We start from the raw sequence: 24,138 nt of genomic DNA on the forward strand, positions 1-24,138 counted from the left end.
CCCGTGTAAACCCACAAGGCCCCCAGTGTTTTCACTGGGGGCCTTGTGTTTTCAGGGGGTGAGTAGTAGATCAGTCGACCCCGTCTTCCTGCTCCAGGGTTATTTGACTTGGATAAGGCCGCTGCTGGATGATGATGTCGTCAAAATCGTAGATACCCTCGGTTGACGGATTAGTTATGGCAATTGACGCCTCAAATGGCTGGCCTGGCAAATATCCCATATACACATCGGCATACAACCACGTATTGATGCTAGGTATCGCCACGTTCTTGGTCAAGTTGCCTATATGAATAAATACACTGGTCGGCCCGCCGATATCCGCGAACTTGCTGATCCTGAAGCGCAAACTTACCCGATAGTAGCCCACTGCGGCGGGGGTGAAGGTTTTGTAAATCCTCACACCACTGCCGGGGTAGGGGGCGGCTTGCAGGTAGTAATTGCCGTTTGCCTCGCGGCGGATCCCGGTATTGGGCCACTGGCTGAGCCAACCATTGAGGAAGGAGCCGGTAAAGGTCGTCTCGTCGGTGATCATCCTGCTGCGGATGGTGTAAATGACCGGCGGGAACTCAATTGCCCGCGACTCTTCGGTGCTGTTGTTGAACGCCACCTTAAATTGCAGGGTCAGTTGGCTGTTGTTGCCCAGGTCCGACAGGTAGCTATTGAGGATGGTTTGCTGGTGATACCCAAGGCTCAACCAGCCAGAGGTCACCCGGTCGCCGTAGGAACCGTCCAACAGGGTCAGGTTGTGGGCCGCACCGTTGGGCCGGTTGCCGAGCAAGCGCAGCCAGACGGGCTGGTCCCTGGCAATAAGTGGCCAGGTACCTACGGTTGCCGTGGCGTTGCCGGCCAGTTCGCCCACATCCAGTACACCGCTGACGGCCTCGTCGATCCGCAGCACGGTTTTTTTCAGCTCAGTCACCGGAATGGCTTTGAGGGTCACGCTCAACACCGTTGACGAACGGCGCACGCCGTTGCGCAAGACGGAATACTGCACGGTGAACACGCTGTCGCGATTGTCCAGATTGGCGGCAATCAACGCGGCCGGCAGGCTGAAAGTCACCGTGCCATTGGCTTCGCCATTTTTCGGCCCCAGTTGCACCGACCCTGGCCCGCTGGCACCCAGTACCTCCAGGGTGAGGCTGTCGGTGGTGTACATCGGGCTGTAGGCCACCTCTACCGTCGCCCCGTTTTGCGCATTGAGCGGTGTCAGGGTTACCGCGGCTCCCGAACCCGTGGCCTCGAGCACTCGGGGCACTGGAAATTCGGCGGGAATGGCCTGCACGGTGTAACGGCGTTCCGGGAACCACAGTGCATTGGCCTGTTCGGTCGATTGGTCAAACGTCACCCCAAAGCGCATCACAAGTTGTGAGCCGTCCTTGAGCTGGCGCAATTGCGCCACCGGCGCCTGGGGGCGGATCCCGATCTGTTCGCCGTTGTAGGTCACCAGGTCACCGTCGTAGAGCACGGCAACAAAGGGCGTGTCATTGGCAGAGGTGCCGCGCAGTTCAAACCACATGCGTTGATTGCGGTTGATAAAGTTCCAGCGATCAACCATGGCGCGCTCGGAGCCGACCAGGTTGCTGAGATTCAGCACGCTGCTGGTATGGCCTTCGATATAGGGCAGGGGCAGTACCGGCGCCAACAGATTCAGGCTCAATACCGGCGAAGGTTTTTGGTGGGCACCCAGCAATACAAAGTACTGCACCTGAATGTAACGCCCGTATTCGCTGAGGTTGGCCCCGATGACCTCTGCCGGCACCTCGAAATGCAGGGTCCTGGAGGTGTTGCCATCCTTGGTTTCGCAATAGGTGCCCAATTGCGGGATACCGCTCCAGCAGGCCTGGATACGGTGGCTAGGCAGCATTTGCGGGTAGGTGACAGTGATGGTGGCACCGTTCAGCGCCGCCTCCGGCAACAGTTGGTCGGGGTAGCGCTGGGCTTGCAATACCTCTGGGCGCAACAGGTCCAGGGCCGCACCCACCGTGACCACTAACACGTCCGAGTAGAGCGTGGCGCCACCGCTTGCAGGCACCAGCGAATAGCTCAGGCGCAGCTCGCCATTTTCGCTGGCACGGATCAACGCCTCTTCCAGGGTGAATACCACCGGCTTGCCCGCTGTTGCATTGTTGAGGCGTATCTCATCGCCGGCAGTGCCGTTGCTGGTCGCGCCCAACAATGTCCAGCGCAGAATGTCGCCATTGGCGGTGCGCGTGTAGGGTAGGGTTACCTGCAACTGACCACCTTTGATGCGCGCCGGGTCCAGGTTGTTGAACTCATCGACATATTGCATCAGGGGCGATGGCAGATCGGCATAGCGGGGGCCAAAGGTGACTTCCAGCACCTCTGACATGCGCACTGTCTGAATGCTGGGGTTCAGGATGCCCAGGGTGCCGGTGTCGACCAGGTAGTACACCCGTACGGTGCCCAGCCCGACGAAGCGATCGAAATTTTCCTTGAGCACAATGCGAAAACGCTCCGGAGGCGGCTCGGCGCCGGCCAACAGGGTTTCTTCGTAGACCACCAGGCCGCCGCCTGGGCGCACGGCTTCCATGCGCAGGGTCACGCTGTAGTTGCGGTCGTATGGGGTGTAACGCGGGAAAATCGCCTTGATAAAAGGATGGTCCGGGACAATGTTGCCGCCCTCGTTTTGCTCGATGATCATCGGCGGCATCGAGCTCCTGGTGCCGAACACCGTGATATTCAGGCGTCGGGAGGAGGCGAGGAACACGCCCGTGGCCGTGGTCAGCTTGTACTCGATTTGCAGGTGGCCGTTGAGCACCGCCTGCAGGTATTGGGGGTCCACGGCGACGGACGACGACAGGCCGATGCGTGCTGGAAACGCGGGCAGGGTCCTTTCGAACGGCAGGCCATCGGCATCGGCGCCTCGCAACGTCACTACGATCAACGCGCCTGCAGGGGTGGAGGTGCCATTGGGCAGGCGCCGCGGTACCACCATTTCGATATCGAAGTCGTTGTGGATGTCGAGGTTGACGTCGATAACGGAGTCCCCGTCCACCACAAAATGCGGAGCGTCGAGCAGGTAAGGGTCCAGGTCGCTGTCGACCGTGACCGCCTTCGACCATTGCTGGGTTTCCCCGGAGAAGTTGAACACCTTGTCGTAGGCCCGGAAGCGAATAGTCACTACCCCACTGCCGCCCAGCAGGATGATTGATTCCGGGACCAATACGGTGATCGGCTTGATGCCGGCGACATGCTCGGCATCAAGCCTCAAGGAAATGGGGTAACCGTTCCAATACACCTCGACGGTGTCGCCTTCGGTCAGGTTAGGGTAAGGGTCGATCGTCATTTCCACCCCTTCGGCGGCGCGATGGGGGTCTATCACGCCGCCTTCCAGGTCGGGTGGCAGGTGTATCACCAGTTCCGTGTGATACGCCAGCCCGGGATCTTTACTGACCCCGCCGGGGCGAGTGCGCTTGACATACCAGGTTTCGTAGGGCGAGCTGCTGGTGGTGCCGCTGCCCCTGCGGATGACCTCGTAAAAACACGGGTAGGTATAACCCAGTGGCACCAATGGCGGGAGAATCACCAACGCCACCGACGTCTTGTCCAGATCCTCATCGCGGATTTCCGTCGACACAAGGGCAAAGCGGTTGCTGCCCATGAAGAAGTTCAACCTATCGCCGACAGTCAATTGGGTCCAGCGCGGGAAATGCACGGTCAGCCACGGCTCGGTGTGGCGTATCCCCAGGCCGAGCACCGCGTCTGGCAGCGTGCGCACCGCATCGCTGACGTCAGGCGGGTCCAGGTCGTCGATAACGCTTGGGTCCACAGGTCTTGGATGGGGGAGGCAGGGCAAAGTGCTCGGGTTGGATGACTCGGTGTTCTTCATCATGGGTGCTCCGTGTGCATAGGTAACTGGCCACGGACATCACACACCCAAGGTGCTGCTGCATATAACTGTCAAAATTGACAGTGGCGACGAGTGGTCGCTGTCAGGCCAGGTTCTGTTCCGTCAGGCGCTGCACTGCCAAGCGCCGGTAGTGTGAGGGCGTCATGCCTTTGAGCTGCTGGAATCGCCGGTTGAAATTGGAGATGTTGTTGAACCCCGACTCAAAGCACACATCGGTCACGGCCTTGTCGCCCACGGCCAGCAACTCGCAGGATTTGCTGATGCGCAGGCGGTTGACGAACTCGACGAAGGTGCGCCCGGTGGCCTGCTTGAACACCCGGGAAAAGTAGGTGGGTTTCATCCCCAGGTACTGCGCGACTTCTTCCAGGGACAGTTCGCGGGCGTAGTGGGCAAAGATGTAGTCCACCGCGCGGTTGGTCCGGTCGATGCTGTGTTCATCGGCCAACTGCGCTGTAGTCCCTCCTGACAGCACCAGGTAGTCCTCACAGGCACAGAGTGCCTCCAGCAACACAAAGAAGTGCCCCAGCCGCGCCATGCCCTGGGCATCCTCGATGCGTTGCATCAGGGTCATGGCCTGGGCGATGGTGTTCTTGCAGCGAAATTCGATGCCGTACTGCGCGCGCTCCAGCAAGGGCGCCAGGCTCTTGAACTCGGTGAAGACCTGGCTGCCGTCCTCCAGCAACTGATCGGTGAAATTCACCAGCATGTCGCGCTTGGTGATCACTTCGCCTTCCTCCACCTGGCTGATCCAGTTGTGGGGCAGGTTGGGACCGGTGAGGAACAGGCTTTGCGGGTAGAAGTTGCCGATATAGTCGCCGATAAACACCTTGCCGGAACTGGCGACAATCAGGTGCAGCTCATATTCCTTATGAAAGTGCCAGCGCACCAGGGGGCAGGGGAAACCATGCTGGCGATAGATGATGGACAGGCCGTTGTGGTCGTCCATCAACTCGTAGGAAGGGTCGGTGATGCGCGTTGCTCGGCTCATGCTGGCGTCGCTTTTATTGTGGTTGCGCAGCCGATAATGCCCCGTTGCACGTCACCTCGCCAGCGCCGCTGTTTAAATGGGGCGGTTTTTTGCCTCGATCCACTGCGCCATGTATTGGGTACTTTTGTGCAGATGGTGGCGCAGCATGCTGCCGGTAAAGTTGTCGCGCCGATGTTGCGCCAGCTCGCCCAGGCAGTGTTGCAGGCGCTCGACCAAGGCCGGGCCGTGGTTGTGCGGGGCATAGCGACGGGCCAGCAATTGCTCGCCATGTGCCTGGGCCTCGGTCCAGGCTTGCCGATCTGCGTACAGGGCCACGGCAGCAGCGGCCAAGGCCGTGGCGCTCTGGGCGATCATCCCCGGCCAGGGTTGCCCGTCGCCCATGCCTTCGGCGCCGATGGGAGTGGTGATACTGGGGGTGCCGCAGAGCATGGCATCGGCCAGTTTGCCCTTGATTCCGGCGCCGAAGCGCAGCGGGGCCAGGCAGATGCGCGCCGCCGACATCACTTGCAGCGCGTCCTCGGCCCAGTTCATCACATGGAAGCCTTGCGCCGGGTTATGCAGCGCAGTGGCCTTGGGCGGCGTGTAGGCCCCATAGATATGCAGTTGGGCGCCGGGGAGCTGCTGGCGAATCAACGGCCAGAGGCTGTTTTTCATCCAGAGCACCGCATCCCAGTTGGGTGCGTGGCGGAAGTTGCCGATACTCAGGAAGTGCGCGCGGTCTTCATAAGGAGTAAACGCCTGGCTGGGCGCCTCGATCATCAACGGGCACCAGTGGAGCAGGGCGGCCGGCACCTTGAAGTGCTCGGTGAGCAGTTGGATCTCGACGTCGGAAATCATCAGGCTGATATCACAGCGGTAGATCGCGGCGATCTCGCGCTTGGCCAGGTCGGTGTCGGCCATCCTCTGGAACTCCTGGTCCAGGACCTGGGCGAATAACGGGCTGAAATCGTCAGCATCCGGCTGGTGCTTGAGGTAGTCCTTGAGGCGCTGCTGGCGGGCATCGCGCAGGCTCTGCAAATCCGAAGTCTCCAGCACGCGCAAGGCCTGCGGGCAATGCTTCTCTACGCGCCAGCCGAACTGCTCCTCCATCATGAAACGATCGAACAGCACGATATCCGGGGCCAGTTCACGGATAAAGTCGTCGAAACTGCGGTTATTGAGCTCGATAGCGCATTCGCGAACACCCAGTGCCGCAAGGTCGGCCTTGTGTTCACCGATAGCGGCTGGGCTGCTGAAGGTTACTTCCCAGCCTTGCGAAAGAAAGCTCTGCAAAATCTGCATCATATGTCCGCCAGCTGCCGAGGAGCGGGGCTCCGGCCAGACGTAACCGATGACCAGGACTTGGGTGGCAGGCTGATTCTTCAACGACGAACTCCTTCAAGGGCAGGGCAAAAGCGGCGCAATTAAACCACAGCCGTCGGCCCAGGCGCTGTCATGACAATTTGTGACGGCCATAGGTGTAAATCGAACTTTGTGGTTAACTTCTGCCTCTCGAATTCGTTTCATCCAACCCAGCATAAGGATTCCGTTCATGGCTCAAGTCACCCTCAAAGGCAACCCAGTCCAGGTTGAAGGCGAGTTGCCGCAAATCGGTACCCAGGCCCTCGATTTTTCCCTGACCGCAGGCGATCTGTCGGACGTCACCCTGGCGACTTTCGCCGGCAAGCGCAAAGTACTGAACATCTTCCCAAGCGTTGACACCCCGACCTGCGCCACGTCGGTGCGCAAGTTCAACGCCCAGGCCAACGAGCTGAACAACACCGTTGTACTGTGCATCTCCACCGACCTGCCATTCGCCCAGGCCCGTTTTTGCGGTGCCGAAGGCCTGGAAAACGTGAAGAACCTGTCGGACTTTCGCAGCGCCGATTTTGCCGTTGACTACGGTGTTTCCATTGCCGACGGCGCCCTCAAGGGCCTGACCGCCCGCGCCGTGGTGGTACTGGACGAAAACGACAAGGTGCTGCACAGCGAGCTGGTTGGCGAAATCGCCCACGAGCCAAACTACGAAGCGGCGCTGGCTGTACTGAAGTAATTGCGGCTGCGCGTTACTGTCGCTTTGCAGTAACACGTATGATGCATGCTTGCGGCCTGGCCTAGTCCAGGCCGTTTTTATTTGTGCTTCAGCGGTTTAGCCCAAATTGCTGACATTTCACTTCGAAAAGTAAATGTTTGTAAGCGCGAAGGTAAATAGCCGGTAAAGGCGCTTTTCTAAACGCGCCCCAGTGCTTATCTTTCAGCCTCCCACAGTAGAAGCCCTCGCATCCAATGGTTGATCAATCCATGCAATCGTCCCCCCGTAGTTCCCGCCGCTGGCTGTTTGGCTTGCTCGTCCTGTTGGTTGTTGCCGTGCTGTGCTGGAAGTTCTGGCCGACCGGCGCCGCCCAGAAAGAGGCCCCGGCAGCCCGGACCAGCAAGACGGGGATGATGCGTCCCGGCTTCGGCGGCTCAGGTGCTGCGGTACCCGTGCGTGTCGCGCCCGCGATCACTGGGGATTTCCCGGTGTACTACAAGGCGCTGGGCACTGTGACGGCGCTGAACACCATCAATGTGCGCAGCCGGGTGGGGGGAGAACTGGTCAAGATCGCCTTTGAAGAGGGGCAGATGGTCAAGGCCGGCGACCTGCTGGCAGAAATCGACCCGCGTAGCTACCAGAACGCCTTGCTCCAGGCCCAGGGCACGCTGCTGCAAAACCAGGCCCAATTGAAGAACGCCCAGGTCGACCTCGAGCGTTATCGCGGCCTGTATGAACAGGACAGTATTGCCAAGCAGACTTTGGACACCGCCGCTGCGCTGGTCCTGCAATACCAGGGCACGGTCAAGACCAACCAGGGCGCGGTGGATGACGCCAAGCTCAACCTGGAATTCACCAAGATCCGCGCACCGATTTCCGGGCGTGTCGGCCTGCGCCAGCTGGACGTCGGCAACCTGGTGGCGGCCAATGACACCACCGCCCTGGCGATCATCACCCAGACCCAGCCGATCAGCGTGGCATTCACCTTGCCGGAGAACAGCCTGCAAACCGTCCTGGCCCGCTACCGCAGCGGCAACAAGCTACCGGTGCAGGCCTGGGACCGTGGCGACCTGCAACTGCAAGCCACCGGCGTATTGCAGAGCCTGGACAACCAGATCGATGTCGCCACCGGCACCCTGAAATTCAAGGCCCGCTTCGATAACCAGGACCAGGTGCTGTTCCCCAACCAATTCGTCAATGTGCGCCTGTTGGCCGACACCCTGAAAAACGTGGTGCTGGTTCCCTCGGCGGCGATCCAGTTCGGCACCAATGGCACCTTTGTTTATGCCCTGGACGGTGACAAGAAAGTCAAGATCCGCACCTTGGTGATTGGGGAGACCGATGGCCAGAACACCGTGGTCAAGGAAGGCCTGGCCGCAGGCGATCGCGTGGTGCTCGAAGGCACCGACCGCCTGAAGGACGGCACCGACATCGAAGTGGTCAACGACAGCAACCTGGTCCCGACCACCCCAACCGAGCATTTGCAGGGCAAACCCGCGGCGAAAGGCGAAGGCAGCCCGGCGGCTGACGCCGGCAAGGCGCAAAAGGCCGGCGCATGAACCTGTCACGGCTGTTCATCCTCAGGCCCGTCGCCACCACCCTGAGCATGCTGGCCATTGTCCTGGCCGGCCTGATTGCCTATCGCCTGATGCCGGTGTCGGCCTTGCCCCAGGTGGATTATCCGACCATCCGCGTCATGACCCTGTACCCCGGCGCCAGCCCGGACGTGATGACCAGCGCGGTCACCGCGCCCCTGGAGCGCCAGTTCGGGCAAATGCCCGGCCTCACGCAGATGGCGTCCACCAGTTCCGGCGGGGCCTCGGTGCTGACCCTGCGCTTTAACCTCGACGTCAATATGGACGTGGCCGAGCAACAGGTGCAGGCGGCGATCAACGCAGCCAGTAACCTGCTGCCCTCGGACCTGCCGGCGCCACCGGTGTACAACAAGGTCAACCCGGCCGATACCCCGGTCCTGACCCTGGCCATCACCTCCAAGACCATGCTGTTGCCCAAGCTCAACGACCTGGTCGATACGCGCATGGCGCAAAAAATCGCGCAGATCAGCGGCGTGGGCATGGTCAGCATCGCCGGCGGCCAGCGCCAGGCGGTGCGGATCAAGGTCAACCCCGAGGCCCTGGCCGCCAATGGCTTGAACCTGGCGGACGTGCGCAGCCTGATCGCCGCCTCCAACGTCAACCAGCCCAAGGGTAACTTCGACGGCCCGACCCGGGTGTCGATGCTCGATGCCAACGACCAGTTGGTATCGCCCGAGCAGTATGCCGAACTGATCCTGGCCTACAGCAACGGCGCACCGCTGCGCCTTAAAGACGTCGCGCAAATCGTCGATGGCGCAGAAAACGAACGCCTCGCCGCCTGGGCCAATGAAAACCAGGCGGTGCTGCTGAACATCCAGCGCCAGCCGGGGGCCAACGTGATTGAGGTGGTGGACCGGATCAAGGCGCTGCTGCCAAGCATCACCGACAACCTGCCGGCCGGCCTTGACGTGACGGTACTCACCGACCGCACCCAGACCATCCGCGCCTCGGTCACCGATGTGCAGCATGAATTGCTGATCGCCATTGCCCTGGTGGTGATGGTCACGTTCCTGTTCCTGCGCCGTTTCAGCGCCACCATCATCCCGTCGATTGCCGTGCCGTTGTCCCTGGTCGGCACCTTTGGCGTGATGTACCTGGCCGGCTTCTCCATCAATAACCTGACCCTGATGGCCCTGACCATCGCCACCGGGTTTGTGGTGGACGATGCCATCGTGATGCTGGAAAACATCTCCCGCTATATCGAGGAAGGCGAGACGCCGCTGGCCGCCGCGCTCAAGGGCGCCAAGCAGATCGGCTTCACCCTGGTTTCCCTGACGCTGTCGCTGATTGCGGTATTGATCCCGTTGCTGTTCATGGCCGATGTGGTCGGGCGCTTGTTCCGCGAATTTGCCATCACCCTGGCCGTGGCGATCCTGATCTCCCTGGTGGTGTCCCTGACCCTGACGCCAATGATGTGCGCGCGCCTGCTCAAGCGCGAACCCAAGGAAGAAGAACAGGGGCGCTTCTACAAGGCCAGCGGCGCCTGGATCGACTGGCTGGTCGCCGCCTACGGCCGCAAGCTGCAGTGGGTGCTCAAGCACCAGCCGCTGACCCTGCTGGTGGCCATCGCCACCCTGGGCCTGACGGTGGTGCTGTACCTGGTAGTGCCCAAGGGTTTCTTCCCGGTGCAGGACACCGGGGTGATCCAGGGTATTTCCGAGGCGCCGCAGTCGATTTCCTTCGCGGCCATGAGCCAGCGCCAGCAGGAACTGGCGAAGATCATCCTCGAAGATCCTGCGGTGGAAAGCCTGTCTTCCTACATTGGCGTCGATGGCGATAACGCCACCCTCAACAGTGGCCGCCTGCTGATCAACCTCAAGCCCCATAAAGAGCGGGACTTGAGCGCTGTCGAGGTGATTGCACGCCTGCAACCGACACTGGATAAACTGGTGGGCATCCGCCTGTTCATGCAGCCGGTGCAGGACCTGACCATCGAAGACCGTGTCAGCCGCACCCAATACCAGTTCAGCATGTCCTCCCCGGATGCCGAGCTACTGGCCCTGTGGAGCGGCAAGCTGGTGCAGGCCCTGAGCCAGTACCCGGAACTCACCGATGTGGCCAGCGACCTGCAGGACAAAGGCTTGCAGGTGTACATGGTGATCGACCGCGATGCGGCCTCGCGCCTGGGGGTGTCGGTGGCCAATATCACCGACGCGCTGTATGACGCCTTCGGCCAGCGGCAGATTTCCACGATCTACACCCAGGCCAGCCAGTACCGCGTGGTGTTGCAGGCCCAATCCGGCGAAAGCCTGGGGCCGGACGCGCTGAACCAGATCCACGTGAAGACCACCGATGGCGGCCAGGTGCGCCTGTCGAGCCTGGCCCGCATCGAGCAGCGCCAGGCGCAGTTGGCGATTACCCATATCGGCCAGTTCCCGGCGGTGATGATGTCGTTCAACCTGGCACCCGGCGTGGCCCTGGGCAAGGGCGTGGAGCTGATCAACCAGGTACAGAAGGACATCGGCATGCCGGTCGGCGTGCAGACTCAGTTCCAGGGGGCTGCCCAGGCGTTCGAAGCGTCGCTGTCGAGCACCTTGCTGCTGATCCTCGCGGCGGTGGTGACCATGTACATCGTGCTTGGCGTGCTGTACGAGAGCTACATCCACCCGATCACCATCCTCTCGACCTTGCCGTCGGCAGCGGTGGGGGCCCTGTTGGCGCTGCTGCTCACGGGCAATGACCTGGGGATGATTGCGATCATCGGCATCATCCTGCTGATCGGCATCGTGAAAAAGAACGCGATCATGATGATCGACTTCGCCCTCGACGCCGAACGCAACCAGGGCCTGGACCCGCAGACCGCGATCTACCAGGCGGCGCTGCTGCGCTTCAGGCCGATCCTGATGACCACCCTGGCGGCATTGTTCGGTGCCGTGCCGTTGATGCTGGCCACCGGCTCCGGCGCCGAGTTGCGCCAGCCCCTGGGCCTGGTGATGGTCGGCGGCTTGCTGCTGAGCCAGATCCTCACGCTGTTTACCACGCCGGTGATCTATCTGTACTTCGACCGCCTTGGCCGTCGCTGGCGCAAGACCCCGGACGCGCTGGAGCCGGTTGAGCCATGAACCTGTCCGGACCTTTTATTCGCCGGCCGGTAGCCACCATGCTGCTGAGCCTGGCGATCATGTTGCTGGGCGGTGTCAGTTTCAGCCTGCTGCCAGTGTCGCCGTTGCCGCAGATCGACTTCCCGGTGATTGTGGTCTCTGCCAGCCTGCCTGGCGCCAGCCCGGAAGTGATGGCGTCTACCGTGGCCACGCCGCTGGAGCGCTCATTCGGTGCGATTGCCGGGGTCACCACCCTGAGCAGTTCGTCCAGCCAGGGCTCGACCCGGGTGATCCTGGCATTCGACTCCGACCGCGATATCAACGGCGCGGCGCGAGAAGTGCAGGCCGCGATCAATGCCTCGCGCAACCTGTTGCCCAGCGGCATGCGCAGCATGCCCACCTACCGCAAGATCAACCCGTCCCAGGCACCGATCATGGTGCTGTCGCTGACCTCGGACGTATTGCCCAAGGGCCAGCTCTACGACTTGGCGTCCACCATCCTCTCGCAAAGCCTGTCCCAGGTGCCGGGTGTGGGCGAAGTGCAGATCGGCGGCAGCTCCCTGCCGGCGGTGCGTATCGAACTGGAGCCCAAGGCCCTCGACCAGTACGGCGTGTCCCTGGACGAGGTGCGCGACACCATCGCCAACGCCAACGTACGCAGGCCCAAGGGCTCGGTGGAAGATGGCGAGCGCAACTGGCAGATCCAGGCCAATGACCAGTTGGAAAAAGCCAAGGACTATGAGCCGCTGTTGATCCGCTACCAGGACGGCGCGGCGTTGCGCCTAAGTGACGTGGCCAAGATCAGCGACGGCGTCGAAGACCGCTACAACAGTGGCTTCTTCAACAACGACTCGGCGGTATTGCTGGTGATCAACCGCCAGTCCGGCGCCAACATCATCGAGACCGTCAAGCAGATCAAGGCCCAGTTGCCGGCGTTGCAGGCGGTATTGCCGTCCAGCGTCAAGCTCAACCTGGCCATGGACCGCTCGCCGGTGATCACCGCCACCCTGCATGAAGCGGAAATGACCCTGCTGATCGCCGTGGCTCTGGTGATCCTGGTGGTGTACCTGTTCCTCGGTAACTTCCGTGCCTCACTGATCCCGACCCTCGCGGTGCCGGTGTCGCTGGTGGGCACCTTTGCGATCATGTACCTGTATGGGTTTTCCCTGAACAACCTGTCGCTGATGGCCCTGATCCTCGCCACCGGCCTGGTGGTGGACGATGCCATCGTGGTGCTGGAGAACATCTCGCGGCATATCGACGACGGCATCGCGCCGATGAAAGCGGCGTACCTGGGAGCCAAGGAGGTCGGCTTCACCCTGTTGTCGATGAACGTGTCGCTGGTGGCGGTGTTCCTGTCGATCCTGTTTATGGGCGGGATTGTCACCAGCCTGTTCCGTGAGTTTTCCATCACCCTGGCGGCGGCGATCATCGTGTCGCTGGTGGTCTCGCTGACCCTGACCCCGATGCTCTGCGCGCGCTGGCTCAAGCCCCATGTCAAAGGCCAGCAGACCGGCTTGCAGCGCTGGAGCCAGAAGGTCAACGACCATATGGTTTCGGGTTATGCCAAAAGCCTCGACTGGGTGCTGCGGCACAAGCGCCTGACCCTGCTCAGCCTGTTCGTCACCATCGGGGTGAATATCGCGCTGTATGTGGTGGTGCCCAAAACCTTCATGCCGCAACAGGACACCGGGCAACTGATCGGTTTTGTGCGCGGCGATGATGGCCTGTCATTCAGTGTCATGCAGCCGAAGATGGAGATCTTCCGCAAAGCCGTGTTGCAAGACCCGGCGGTGGAAAGCGTGGCCGGCTTCATCGGTGGCAGCAACGGTACCAACAACGCGGTGATGCTGGTGCGCCTCAAGCCGATCAAGGAACGCAAGTTGTCGGCCCAGGCGGTGATCGAGCGCCTGCGCAAAACCGTGCCGCTGGTACCCGGCGGCCGCTTGATGCTGATGGCCGACCAGGACCTGCAATTTGGCGGCGGCCGCGACCAGACGTCCTCGCAATATTCCTACATCCTGCAAAGTGGCGACCTGGCCGCCTTGCGCCTGTGGTACCCGAAAGTGGTCGCCGCGCTGCGCGAGCTGCCGGAACTGACCGCCATCGACGCTCGTGAGGGGCGCGGGGCGCAGCAGGTGACGCTGATTGTCGATCGCGACCAGGCCAAGCGCCTGGGCGTGGACATGAACATGGTCACCTCGGTGCTGAACAACGCCTACAGCCAGCGGCAGATTTCCACCATCTATGACAGCCTCAACCAGTATCGGGTGGTGATGGAGGTCAATCCGAAATATGCCCAGGACCCGATCACCCTTAACCAGGTGCAGGTGATTACCGCTGATGGCGCGCGAATTCCACTGTCGACCATCGCCCACTACGAAAACAGCCTGGCCGACGACCGCGTCAGCCACGAGGGGCAATTTGCCTCCGAAGACATCGCCTTCGACATGGCCCCCGGGGTCACGGTAGAGCAGGGTACGGCTGCCATCGAGCGGGCGATCGCCAAGGTCGGCTTACCGGAAGACGTGATCGCCAAGATGGCCGGCACCGCCGACGCCTTTGCCGCCACCCAGAAAAGCCAGCCGTTCATGATCCTCGGCGCGTTGGTGGCGGTGTACCTGGTGCTGGGGATTCTGTATGAGAGCTACATCCACCCACTGACCATTCTCTCGACCCTGCCGTCGGCCGGGGTCGGCGCGCTGTTGTCGATCTACGTGCTGGGCGGCGAGTTCAGCCTGATCTCGCTGCTGGGCCTGTTCTTGCTGATCGGTGTGGTGAAGAAAAACGCGATCCTGATGATCGACCTGGCGCTGCAACTGGAGCGCAAGGAAGGCATGCAGCCCCTGGAATCGATTCGCAGCGCTTGCTTGCTGCGCTTGCGGCCAATCCTGATGACCACCCTGGCGGCGATCCTCGGGGCCTTGCCCTTGTTGCTGAGCACCGCCGAAGGCGCGGAAATGCGCCAGCCCCTGGGCCTGACCATTATCGGCGGCCTGGTCTTCAGCCAGATCCTGACCCTTTACACCACCCCGGTGGTTTACCTCTATCTCGACCGCCTGCGCCACCGTTTCAACGGCTGGCGCGGGGTGCGTACCGATGCTGCCCTGGACACTCCGTTATGACCAACCCAACCCTTTGTAGCGGCCTGCGGTTTTTCGCGAGCAAGCTTGCGCCTACAGTTGTGTGCGCCATGCTCCTCAGCGCCTGTGCCATCGGCCCCGACTACCAACGCCCGCCAGTCGCCGAGCCGGCGCAGTACAAAGAAGCCCAGGGCTGGCGCCAGGCCGCGCCCAGCGATGCCCTGGCCCGTGGCGCCTGGTGGGAGTTGTATGGCGACCCACAACTCAACAGCCTGGTGGACAAGCTCAACAACGCCAACCAGACCGTGGCCCAGGCCGAAGCTCGCTACCGCCAGGCCCAGGCCACCGCCCGCAGTTCCCGTGGCGCATTCTTCCCCACCGTCGACCTGAGCGCCGGGAAAACCCGCGCCAGCCAGGGCACCGGCAGCAGCAATGCGAGCTTGAGCAGCTCCAGCAGCGGTATCCGCGACACCCTCAACACCCAGTTGGGCGTGAGCTGGGAAGCCGATATCTGGGGCAAACTGCGCCGCGGCCTGGAGGCCAGCAACGCCAGCGAGCAAGCCAGCGCCGCCGACCTGGCCGCCATGCGCCTGAGCCAGCAGTCGGAGTTGGTACAGAACTACCTGCAACTGCGGGTCATGGACGAACAGACGCGCTTGCTGCAATCCACCGTCGAGACCTACCAGCGCTCGCTGCAAATGACCCAGAACCAGTACCGCGCCGGTGTGTCCGGCAAGGACGCGGTGGCCCAGGCGCAGACCCAGCTCAAAAGCACCCAGGCCAGCCTGATCGACCTGATCTGGCAGCGCGCGCAGCTGGAAAACGCCATCGCGGTATTGATCGGCGAAGCGCCGGCCACCTTCAACTTGGCGGTAAGCAAGGACATTCCCGCCTTGCCGCAGATCCCTGCCAACCTACCATCGCAACTGCTGGAGCGCCGCCCGGACATCGCCTCGGCCGAACGCGCGGTGATCGCCGCCAACGCCAATATCGGCGTGGCGAAAACCGCCTACTACCCGGACCTGACCCTGAGCCTGGCCGGTGGTTATTCCAGCAGCACCTACGCCGACTGGATCAGCCTGCCGAACCGTTTCTGGTCGGTGGGGCCGAAACTGGCGATGACCCTGTTCGACGGCGGGCAGCGCTCGGCCGAAGTCGACCGCGCCGAAGCGTCCTACGACGAAACCGTGGCCAAGTACCGCCAGACCGTGCTCGACGGTTTCCGCGAGGTGGAAAACTACATGGTCCAGCTCAAGGTCCTGGAAGATGAGGCGGGCGTGAGCAACGAAGCCCTGGAGTCGGCACGCGAATCCCTGCGCCTGACCCAGAACCAGTACAAGGCGGGCCTGATTGCCTACCTGGATGTGGTGAACGTCCAGGCCACGGCATTGAGCAACGAACGCACCGTGCTGACCTTGCTGCAGACCCGTCTGGTGGCCAGTGTGCAGCTGATCGCAGCGCTGGGCGGCGGCTGGGATGGCCAGTTGGAGCCGCGAGAGAAACCCTGACCCTGTAGGCGATGGTCGTCAACGATAACGGATGAACAGCTGATAAACCCTCAGGTGTTATTACTGACGCCATCGCGGGCAAGCCCGCTCCCACAGGGCGTAGTTTTGCCCCCCCCAGGCCATACATTTTCAGTAATGGCCTTGTGACAATATTCCACCTGTACAAGAATTATTCTCGCTACAATCTGCGACTTTTCCACGGCATGGACGCCGTTCGTATCGTCAGCCACGAGAAGTCCCATGCTTACCGGCAGTTATTCCCCCGCACTGGTCCTGATCTCCCTGTTAGTGGCGATCCTCGCTTCCTATACTGCCCTGGACCTGAGCGGCCGTATCGCCACGGCCAAAGGTCGGACCGTGTACCTGTGGATGACCGGCGGCGCCCTGGCCATGGGGACTGGCGTGTGGTCGATGCACTTTATCGGAATGCTGGCGTTTCGCCTGCCCATTACCCTGGGCTACGACATCGGCATAACGGCGCTGTCGCTGTTGATCGCCGTCCTGTCCAGTGGCTTCGCCCTGTGGCTGGTCAACCAACCGCGCCTGCCGGCCTGGCAACTGGGCTTTGGCGCCCTGATCATGGGCGCGGGTATCAGCACCATGCACTACACCGGCATGGCTGCCTTGCGCATGATGCCGGGGATCGACTACGACCCAACCCTGTTCGGCGCCTCGCTGCTGATCGCCGTCGGCGCTTCGGCAGCCGCCTTGTGGATTGCCTTCAACCTGCGGCGCAACACCCCCTATGTGCGCCTGGCACGGGGCGGGGCGGCGGTGGTGATGGGCGTGGCCATCGTCGGCATGCATTACACCGGCATGGCGGCGGCACGTTTTGCCGATGGCAGTTTCTGCGGGGCGGCGGTGGACGGCCTGAGCGGTAGCGGCCTGGATAATCTGGTGCTGGTGACCACCCTGGCAGTGCTGGCCATCGCCCTGTTGACCTCGTTGCTTGACGCCCGCCTGGAGGCGCGCACCGCGATATTGGCCGACTCCCTGACCCTGGCCAACCAGGAACTCACCCACCTGGCTCTGCACGACACACTCACCGGCCTGCCCAACCGCACGCTGCTGGCCGATCGCATTCAGCAGGCCACGCAACTGGTGGCGGAGCAGGGCGGCTGTTTTGCCCTGATGTTTATCGACCTGGACGGTTTCAAGCCAGTCAACGATGCCTTTGGCCACCATCTGGGCGACCAGTTGTTGCGCGAGGTGGGCCTGCGCCTGCGGGAAGACCTGCGCAGCCAGGACACCCTGGCGCGGATCGGCGGCGATGAGTTCGTGCTGCTGGTGCAATTGAGCCAACCCGACGATGCGCTGCGCCTGGCCGAGCGCCAGGTGGGGCTGATCAACCAATCGTTCCGGGTGGCCGAGCATGACTTGAACATCTCCGCCAGCGTCGGCATTGCCCTGTTTCCTGGAAACGGCGCAACCCCCCAGGAACTGTTGATGAATGCCGATGCGGCGATGTATCACGCCAAGAGCATGGGCAAGAACGGCTACAGCTTTTTCGATATGTCGATGAACACCAACGCACGCCGCCAACTGCAACTGTTGCAGGATCTGCGCAATGCGGTGGAAAAACAGCAACTGCGCCTGTTTTACCAACCCAAGTTCGACGCGCTCAGCGGCCGCGCCATCGGGGCCGAGGCCCTGTTGCGCTGGGAACACCCGCAACATGGCCTGTTGCTGCCGGACAAGTTCATCGAACTTGCGGAAAAGACCGGGGTGATCATCGCCATCGGCGACTGGGTGCTCAACGAAGCGTGCCGGCAAATGCAGGTGTGGTTTGCCCAGGGTTATCGTGACTGGCGCATCGCGGTCAACCTGTCCGCCCTGCAGTTCTGCCACGCGGGGCTGGTCGCCAGTGTGGCCAGCGCCCTGCAACGCCACCAGTTGCCGGCCAATAGCCTGACCCTGGAAATCACCGAAACCACGGCCATGAGCGATGCCGATGCCAGCATGACGGTGTTGCAGCAGCTCTCGGAGATGGGCGTGGACTTGTCCATCGACGACTTTGGTACCGGCTACTCGAGCCTGATGTACCTCAAGCGCCTGCCGGCCAACGAGCTGAAAATCGACCGCGGTTTTGTGCGGGACCTGGAGCATGACAGTGACGATGCCGCCATCGTCTCGGCCATTGTCGCCCTGGGCCAGGCCCTCGGCCTGCGCATCGTTGCCGAAGGGGTGGAGACCGATGTGCAGCAGACCTTCCTCACGCGCCTGGGCTGCGACTCGTTGCAAGGCTACCACCTGGGCCACCCGCTGCCGCCGGATACCTTCATGAGCGCTATCGAGGCCAAGGAACGGCTCACCCGACCCTGAGATCAATTGACCCCGGTCCATGCAAAACCTGGCAGGCACAGGTATTCTTGGATCCAACAGCTCACGTTGAATGGGGAGTCAGCACACATGGACAAAGTCGTCATCATTACCGGCGGCAGTCGTGGGATCGGGGCCGCCACGGCCTTGTTGGCGGCCCGGCAGGGCTATCGCATCTGCATCAACTTCCAATCCGATGAACAAGCCGCGCTGGGCGTGCTGGAGCAGGTGCGCGCCTTGGGCGCCCAGGCCATTGCGGTGCGCGCCGACGTGAGCATCGAAGACGAAGTGATCAGCCTGTTCAATCGCGTCGACGCCGAACTGGGTCGTGTTACCGCGCTGGTCAACAACGCCGGCACGGTGGGGCATAAGTCGCGGGTCGAGGAGATGTCCGAGTTCCGCATCCTGAAAACCCTCAGGACCAATGTGCTGGGGCCGATCCTGTGTGCCAAGCATGCGCTGCTGCGCATGTCGCCCAAGCATGGCGGGCAGGGCGGTAGCATCGTCAATGTCTCGTCGGTAGCCTCGCGCATTGGTGCCCCCGGCGAGTATGTCGACTACGCAGCGTCCAAGGGTGCGCTGGACAGCTTCACCATTGGCCTGTCCAAGGAAGTGGCGGGCGAGGGAATTCGGGTCAATGCGGTACGCCCTGGCTACATCTTCACCGACTTCCATGCCTTGAGCGGCGATCCGGATCGGGTCAGCAAGCTTGAATCGGGAATTCCCATGGCCCGTGGCGGGCGCCCGGATGAAGTGGCGGAAGCGATTGTCTGGCTGCTATCGGACAAGGCGTCCTATGCCACCGGGACCTTTGTTGACCTTGGCGGCGGCCGCTAACCGACGCCGTTGTTGGCAGGACGCCTCTGGCAAGCGGGGCGTCAATGCACCAGCCGCAACGTATTGCGCCCCAGGCCCTTGGCCTCGTACAGCGCGGCATCGGCCCTGGCAAGCAGGCTGGCGGTGGTATCAGCGTGCTCTGGCACTACACAACAAACCCCGATACTGATGCGCAGTTCAATGCTTGCCCCCCCAAAATGCGCCGGCGCCTCGGCCAGGGAGGCGCGCAGTTGATCGAGGACACTGATGGCTCCTTCGGGGCTGGTGCCTGGCAGCAATAGCAAAAACTCCTCGCCGCCATACCGACCAATACTGTCGGAATGCCGAAGGCGCTGGGTCAGATGGCAGACACAGTGGCGAATCATCTCCTCACCGGCCAGATGCCCATATACATCGTTGATCTGTTTGAAGTGATCTATGTCGACCATCGCCACCGCCAGGTAGGCATTGCCCAGGCGCGCACGTTCCAGTTCGGTGGAAAACTGCTCAAGGATGGCGCGACGATTGAGAATGCCCGTCAGCACATCGCGCTGGGCCAGATGCTGAAGCAGTGACTCGCTGCGTTCTTTGGCCAGTAGCACCAACCCCAGAGAAATCATCATTGCGGTGAACGTGCCGATGCTGACCGAGATGGTTTGCTTGAGGTTGCTGACGTCATAACGCATCTGGGCAGCACCTCCGCCGAGCACAGCCACCACGCGCATGCCCAAGCCAATCAGGCTGATGCTCGAACCAATGATCAGCAACATCCTTGCACGGCCATGGGCCGGGATGTAGCGGCGCGTCCAGTGGATGATCAACGCGCACTGCACCATCAAAACCAGCGTGGCAGCGAGCATGCGCGGTTCCAGGGTTTCGATCAGGCTTGCCATCAGCACCAGCATCAACCCAGCGGGGGCGAATACCCGCCACCAGGGCACTGGCAGCTCAACGATGCGAAATAAACTCGCCCCATAAAAAGCCAGCGCCACCGCCAACAATGTATTGGCGGCACCGTAGGTAAACCACAATGGGGCATGCCCGTAGGAGCTGTAGCCAATGTAGGCCAAGGCATGGGCCAACAAACCGACGCCAATGGTGAGCAAGCCATCACGCTGGTTGAACTGGCCGACCAGAATCAGACAAAACGCCATGATCGTCGCCACTAACGCGACACAGGCAAAAAGCGTGGGGGTATGAGCGACCATGGAATCTCACACAGCGTTTCTAGAAGTGACTCTGTGCGCAAGTCTAGCTGAGCTGGCCGGCTGCCACTATGCGTTTGTCTCTGAAGTGCGCAAGTCCCGGCCAGCGCTTCAATAGCGGGCCACCCTTAGAAGGAGTGCAACACCGGGTAGCCTTGGCGGGCAAACTGGTCCAGGCGGTCAGCCTCTGAGTTGGGCAGGATGACCACACCCAAGTCGGAAAAACCGTCGATCTTGCCGTTGCGCTCCTCGCTGCCTTTGAGCTTGCACTCGTCCAGGTTGTCGATAAAGCGCAGCACCTTGTCCAGATCATAGGCTGCATTGGCGCGCGCATCCGGGTCGGGATTGGCGTGCGTCCAGTCACCCACGTGCCGTTTGAGGTCAAGCTCCAGTTGCCAGCGGTCATTCCCCTCGAGGTAGCACCTGAGCACCGAACTCTGTTCAATAATCCTCTCTGCCGAGCGGTGATCCCCGGCAGGGCGTCCCATTGGCGCAGTCAATTGGCGAACTTCGCGCTGCTCTGCGACACGCATGTAATGGGGCGGGATGGGCAATGGAAAAGAAAAAAATGGCAGTAGGGTATTTTTCATGGCGCCTCTGTTCTTCAGGAAAAAGAGGCTGATCCTAAACTGCCGGAGGGTGCCTTCCTACGGCAGCGGCTGGCTGATCTATTTCAAGGTGTCTTTCAAAACGAACGGACAATCCGCCCTAGCGTCTCCATGGCCTTTTCCGCCGACTCGTCCCAAGGGCTGCCGTAATTCAGACGGATGCAGTTACGAAAACGCTGGGTCGGTGAAAAAATCGGCCCCGGCGCAATGCTGATGCCCTGGGCCAGGGCCATCTGGAACAGCTTCAACGAGTCGGTCTGCTCCGGCAATTCCAGCCACAGGAAGTAGCCGCCGGCGGGTTGGCTGACCCGGGTCTGCGCCGGGAAGTACCGGCCGATGGCGGCGAGCATCGCGCTTTGCTGCTCTTCCAGGGCATAGCGCAGTTTGCGCAGGTGCCGGTCGTAGCCGCCGTGTTGCAAGTAGTCGGCAATCGCCGCCTGGGCCGGCATCGAGGCACACAGCGAGGTCATCAATTTCAAGCGTTCGATCTTCTGCGCATAGCGGCCCGCGGCCACCCAGCCGACGCGGTAGCCGGGGGCCAGGCTCTTGGCGAAGGAGCCGCAGTGCATCACCAGGCCTTCTGTGTCGAAGGCCTTGGCGGGTTTGGGCGCCTGTTGGCCGTAGTACAACTCGGCGTACACATCGTCTTCGATCAGCGGCACCTGATGCCCGCGCAGTAACTCGACCAACTCCTGCTTCTTGGCCTCTGGCATGGTGGCGCCCATGGGGTTCTGGAAGCTGGTCATGCACCAGCACGCCTTGATCGGGTAGCGTTCCAGGGTCTGGGCCAGCACCTTGAGGTCAATGCCATCGCGCGGATGCACGGGGATTTCCACCGCCTTGAGCTTCAGGCGTTCCAGCACTTGCAGGCAGGCATAAAACGCCGGGGCCTCGATGGCTACCAGGTCGCCCGGTTCGGTGACTGCTTGCAGGCACAGGTTCAGCGCTTCGAGGGCGCCGTTGGTGATCAGCAGTTCTTCCATGGGCAGCATCAGGCCACCGACCATGTAGCGCAGGGCGATTTGCCGGCGCAGTTGCGGGTTGCCCGGCGACATATCGGTGACCACCATGCGCGGGTCCATCTCGCGGCTGGCGCTGGCCAGGGAGCGGGCCAGGCGTTGCAGGGGGAACAGCGTCGGGCTGGGGAAGGCCGAGCCAAAGGGCACGGTTTGCGGATCCTTGATCGAATCGAGCACCGAAAACACCAGCTCACTGACGTCCACCTCGGTGGATTCATGGACATGGGCGCTGACCGCCGGCTCCGAGAACGGGCTGGGCGCATGGGTATTGACGAAATACCCTGAACGCGGCCGCGCCCGGATCAGGCCACGGCGCTCCAACAGGTAATAGGCCTGGAACACCGTGGACGGGCTGACGCCGTAAGTCTGGCTGGCATAGCGCACCGACGGCACGCGCTGGCCCGGTCCGAGGACGCCGGAGCGGATCAGTTCAGCGATGTCGTCGGCAAATTTCTCGTAGCGTTTCATCGTGATCCTAGGTTCTACACAGGTCAAAACGTGGGAGCGGGCTTGCCCGCGATGGCGGTGTGTCAGTAGCCGATAGTTTGACTGACACAGCGTAATCGCGGGCAAGCCCGCACCCACAGGGGGGCTTGCGGGCTCAGCGGTTCAGCGGCGCCACAAAACGGCTGTCGGCGACACTATAAACACTTGGTTCATCCCTATCCGTCACCTTGAAGCGGATGGTTTGCGAGCTGCTGGTCGGTTTGTCACTGGTCAGTGCCACCGACACCGGCACATCGGTGATTTCCCCGGGCGCCAGGCTGACTTCGGTCTTGCCTTGCAGCTCAAAGCCCTCGCCATCCACCAGTTCCAGGCGGTAGTCCTGGCGCTGTTGGGTCTTGTTGATGATCTTCAGGCTGTAGATGTTCTCGATCAGCCCCTGGCTGTTCTCGCGGAACATCCCGCGGTCCTTGGTCACGTCCAGCGACACCATCGGCCGCTGCACCAATGCCATCACCAGGGCCGCAATCATCACCAGCAGCACCGCACTGTAGCCGATCAAGCGTGGCCGCAGCAGGTGGGTCTTGCCACCTTGCAACTGATGCTCGGAGGTATAGCCCACCAAGCCTCGCGCATAGCCCATCTTGTCCATGATCGAATCACAGGCATCGATACACGCCGCGCAGCCGATGCATTCCATTTGCAGGCCGTCGCGGATATCGATGCCGGTAGGGCAGACCTGCACGCACAACTGGCAGTCGATGCAGTCGCCCAGGCCAACGTCCGCCGGGTTCACCTCGCGCTTGCGCGGGCCACGGCTTTCGCCACGGGCAGAGTCGTAGGAAATGGTCAGGGTGTCCTTGTCGAACATCACGCTCTGAAACCGCGCATAGGGGCACATGTGCATGCACACCGCCTCGCGCAGCCAGCCGGCATTGATGTAAGTGGCGCCGGTAAAAAACAGCACCCAGAACAGGCTGACACCGCCCATCTGCCAGGTCAGCAGCTCTTCGGCCAAGGGCCTGATCGGCGTGAAGTAGCCGACAAAGGTCAGGCCGGTCAGCACACTGATCGCCAGCCACAGCGTGTGCTTGGCGGCCCGGCGCGCCAGTTTGTTCACGCCCCAGGGCGCGGCCTGCAGCTTGATCCTTTGGTTTCGCTCGCCTTCGGTGACCTTCTCGCACCACATGAACAGCCAGGTAAACGAACTTTGCGGGCAGGTGTAGCCACACCAGACGCGGCCGGCAAACACGGTGATCGCAAACAGGCCAAAGGCACAGATGATCAACAGCGCCGACAACAGGATGAAGTCCTGGGGCCAGAAGGTCGCGCCAAAAATATGGAACTTGCTTTCAGCCAAGTCCCACAGCACGGCCTGGCGTGAGTCCCAGTTCAGCCACACAGTGCCAAAAAACGCGAGGAACAGAAAGCCTGCACCGCTTACGCGCAAGGTGCGGAACAGGCCGGTGAAACTGCGGGTATGGATCTGGTTGTCGCTGGATTTGGCCTTCATCTTCTTTGGATGTGCAGGCTCGAAATGTTCTACTAATCGGACGGGGATTCTATCGCTCATGGTCTTTCGCTCATCAGCCTCCATCAGGCAGATGAACTATGCGACGCGATCTGTTTG

General features: G+C 61.7%; 14 protein-coding genes. 7 read left to right on the forward strand and 7 right to left on the reverse strand.

Annotated elements, in window-relative coordinates:
* Positions 1 to 70: 70 nt before the first annotated feature.
* The 3 genes from HBO12_RS02780 to HBO12_RS02790 all read right to left on the reverse strand — a co-directional run bounded on the left by HBO12_RS02780 (position 71) and on the right by HBO12_RS02790 (position 6,224).
* Positions 71 to 3,853 (reverse strand): hypothetical protein, encoded by a 3,783-nt coding sequence (locus HBO12_RS02780; RefSeq protein ID WP_170041363.1) that lies wholly within the window; start codon positions 3,851 to 3,853, stop codon positions 71 to 73.
* 100 nt (positions 3,854 to 3,953) lie between these two features.
* Complete coding sequence (locus HBO12_RS02785) at positions 3,954 to 4,859, reverse strand: AraC family transcriptional regulator (RefSeq protein WP_169951808.1); 906 nt, start codon at positions 4,857 to 4,859, stop codon at positions 3,954 to 3,956.
* A 72-nt stretch (positions 4,860 to 4,931) separates the two neighbouring features.
* A complete protein-coding gene (locus HBO12_RS02790) occupies positions 4,932 to 6,224 on the reverse strand; it encodes a glycosyltransferase (protein ID WP_170041364.1) in 1,293 nt (430 codons plus the stop codon).
* A 166-nt stretch (positions 6,225 to 6,390) separates the two neighbouring features.
* Here HBO12_RS02790 and tpx point away from each other — a divergent pair, with 166 nt between their 5' ends.
* The 7 genes from tpx (at position 6,391) to HBO12_RS02825 (ending at position 19,253) form a co-directional block, all read left to right on the forward strand.
* A complete protein-coding gene (tpx, locus tag HBO12_RS02795; protein WP_169951804.1) occupies positions 6,391 to 6,891 on the forward strand; it encodes a thiol peroxidase in 501 nt (166 codons plus the stop codon).
* A 233-nt stretch (positions 6,892 to 7,124) separates the two neighbouring features.
* Positions 7,125 to 8,429: an MdtA/MuxA family multidrug efflux RND transporter periplasmic adaptor subunit gene (locus HBO12_RS02800; protein WP_170041365.1), complete on the forward strand. Its 1,305-nt coding sequence runs from the start codon at positions 7,125 to 7,127 to the stop codon at positions 8,427 to 8,429.
* Entirely contained in the window at positions 8,426 to 11,527 is a 3,102-nt protein-coding gene (locus tag HBO12_RS02805; RefSeq protein ID WP_170041366.1) for an MdtB/MuxB family multidrug efflux RND transporter permease subunit, read from the forward strand. The genes HBO12_RS02800 and HBO12_RS02805 overlap by 4 nt, the downstream gene beginning before the upstream one ends.
* A complete protein-coding gene (locus tag HBO12_RS02810; RefSeq protein WP_169951798.1) occupies positions 11,524 to 14,631 on the forward strand; it encodes an efflux RND transporter permease subunit in 3,108 nt (1,035 codons plus the stop codon). The genes HBO12_RS02805 and HBO12_RS02810 overlap by 4 nt, the downstream gene beginning before the upstream one ends.
* Positions 14,628 to 16,097: an efflux transporter outer membrane subunit gene (locus HBO12_RS02815; protein WP_170041367.1), complete on the forward strand. Its 1,470-nt coding sequence runs from the start codon at positions 14,628 to 14,630 to the stop codon at positions 16,095 to 16,097. Before HBO12_RS02810 ends, HBO12_RS02815 begins: the two co-directional genes overlap by 4 nt.
* A gap of 240 nt (positions 16,098 to 16,337) precedes the next feature.
* Positions 16,338 to 18,419: a putative bifunctional diguanylate cyclase/phosphodiesterase gene (locus HBO12_RS02820; RefSeq protein WP_170041368.1), complete on the forward strand. Its 2,082-nt coding sequence runs from the start codon at positions 16,338 to 16,340 to the stop codon at positions 18,417 to 18,419.
* 87 nt (positions 18,420 to 18,506) lie between these two features.
* Complete coding sequence (locus HBO12_RS02825) at positions 18,507 to 19,253, forward strand: SDR family oxidoreductase (RefSeq protein WP_170041369.1); 747 nt, start codon at positions 18,507 to 18,509, stop codon at positions 19,251 to 19,253.
* A gap of 41 nt (positions 19,254 to 19,294) precedes the next feature.
* Here HBO12_RS02825 and HBO12_RS02830 read toward each other — a convergent pair whose 3' ends face one another.
* From HBO12_RS02830 to ccoG, 4 genes are all read right to left on the reverse strand, one after another.
* On the reverse strand, positions 19,295 to 20,440 hold the full coding sequence (locus HBO12_RS02830) for a GGDEF domain-containing protein (RefSeq protein WP_170041370.1): 1,146 nt from the start codon (positions 20,438 to 20,440) through the stop codon (positions 19,295 to 19,297).
* A 125-nt stretch (positions 20,441 to 20,565) separates the two neighbouring features.
* Positions 20,566 to 21,027 (reverse strand): hypothetical protein, encoded by a 462-nt coding sequence (locus tag HBO12_RS02835; RefSeq protein ID WP_262376883.1) that lies wholly within the window; start codon positions 21,025 to 21,027, stop codon positions 20,566 to 20,568.
* Between the two features lie 95 nt (positions 21,028 to 21,122).
* Positions 21,123 to 22,532 carry a GntR family transcriptional regulator MpaR gene (mapR, locus tag HBO12_RS02840; protein ID WP_169951788.1) on the reverse strand — a complete coding sequence of 470 codons (1,410 nt, stop codon included), beginning with the start codon at positions 22,530 to 22,532 and terminating at the stop codon, positions 21,123 to 21,125.
* Positions 22,533 to 22,665: 133 nt separating this feature from the next.
* Complete coding sequence (gene ccoG / locus HBO12_RS02845) at positions 22,666 to 24,081, reverse strand: cytochrome c oxidase accessory protein CcoG (RefSeq protein ID WP_170041371.1); 1,416 nt, start codon at positions 24,079 to 24,081, stop codon at positions 22,666 to 22,668.
* Positions 24,082 to 24,138: the final 57 nt, after the last annotated feature.

Origin of the sequence: Pseudomonas sp. WS 5059 (assembly GCF_012985525.1) — a bacterium.
Taxonomy (GTDB): Bacteria; Pseudomonadota; Gammaproteobacteria; order Pseudomonadales; family Pseudomonadaceae; genus Aquipseudomonas.

Bases quoted from the DNA above. Each gene is read 5' to 3' on its own strand.
- HBO12_RS02780 (WP_170041363.1), bottom strand. From the start codon at position 3,853: ATGATGAAGAACACCGAGTCATCCAACCCGAGCACTTTGCCCTGCCTC.
- HBO12_RS02785 (WP_169951808.1), bottom strand. From the start codon at position 4,859: ATGAGCCGAGCAACGCGCATCACCGACCCTTCCTACGAGTTGATGGAC.
- tpx (WP_169951804.1), top strand. From the start codon at position 6,391: ATGGCTCAAGTCACCCTCAAAGGCAACCCAGTCCAGGTTGAAGGCGAG.
- HBO12_RS02800 (WP_170041365.1), top strand. From the start codon at position 7,125: ATGGTTGATCAATCCATGCAATCGTCCCCCCGTAGTTCCCGCCGCTGG.
- HBO12_RS02805 (WP_170041366.1), top strand. From the start codon at position 8,426: ATGAACCTGTCACGGCTGTTCATCCTCAGGCCCGTCGCCACCACCCTG.
- HBO12_RS02810 (WP_169951798.1), top strand. From the start codon at position 11,524: ATGAACCTGTCCGGACCTTTTATTCGCCGGCCGGTAGCCACCATGCTG.
- HBO12_RS02815 (WP_170041367.1), top strand. From the start codon at position 14,628: ATGACCAACCCAACCCTTTGTAGCGGCCTGCGGTTTTTCGCGAGCAAG.
- HBO12_RS02820 (WP_170041368.1), top strand. From the start codon at position 16,338: ATGCTTACCGGCAGTTATTCCCCCGCACTGGTCCTGATCTCCCTGTTA.
- HBO12_RS02825 (WP_170041369.1), top strand. From the start codon at position 18,507: ATGGACAAAGTCGTCATCATTACCGGCGGCAGTCGTGGGATCGGGGCC.
- HBO12_RS02830 (WP_170041370.1), bottom strand. From the start codon at position 20,440: ATGGTCGCTCATACCCCCACGCTTTTTGCCTGTGTCGCGTTAGTGGCG.
- HBO12_RS02835 (WP_262376883.1), bottom strand. From the start codon at position 21,027: ATGAAAAATACCCTACTGCCATTTTTTTCTTTTCCATTGCCCATCCCG.
- mapR (WP_169951788.1), bottom strand. From the start codon at position 22,532: ATGAAACGCTACGAGAAATTTGCCGACGACATCGCTGAACTGATCCGC.
- ccoG (WP_170041371.1), bottom strand. From the start codon at position 24,081: ATGAGCGATAGAATCCCCGTCCGATTAGTAGAACATTTCGAGCCTGCA.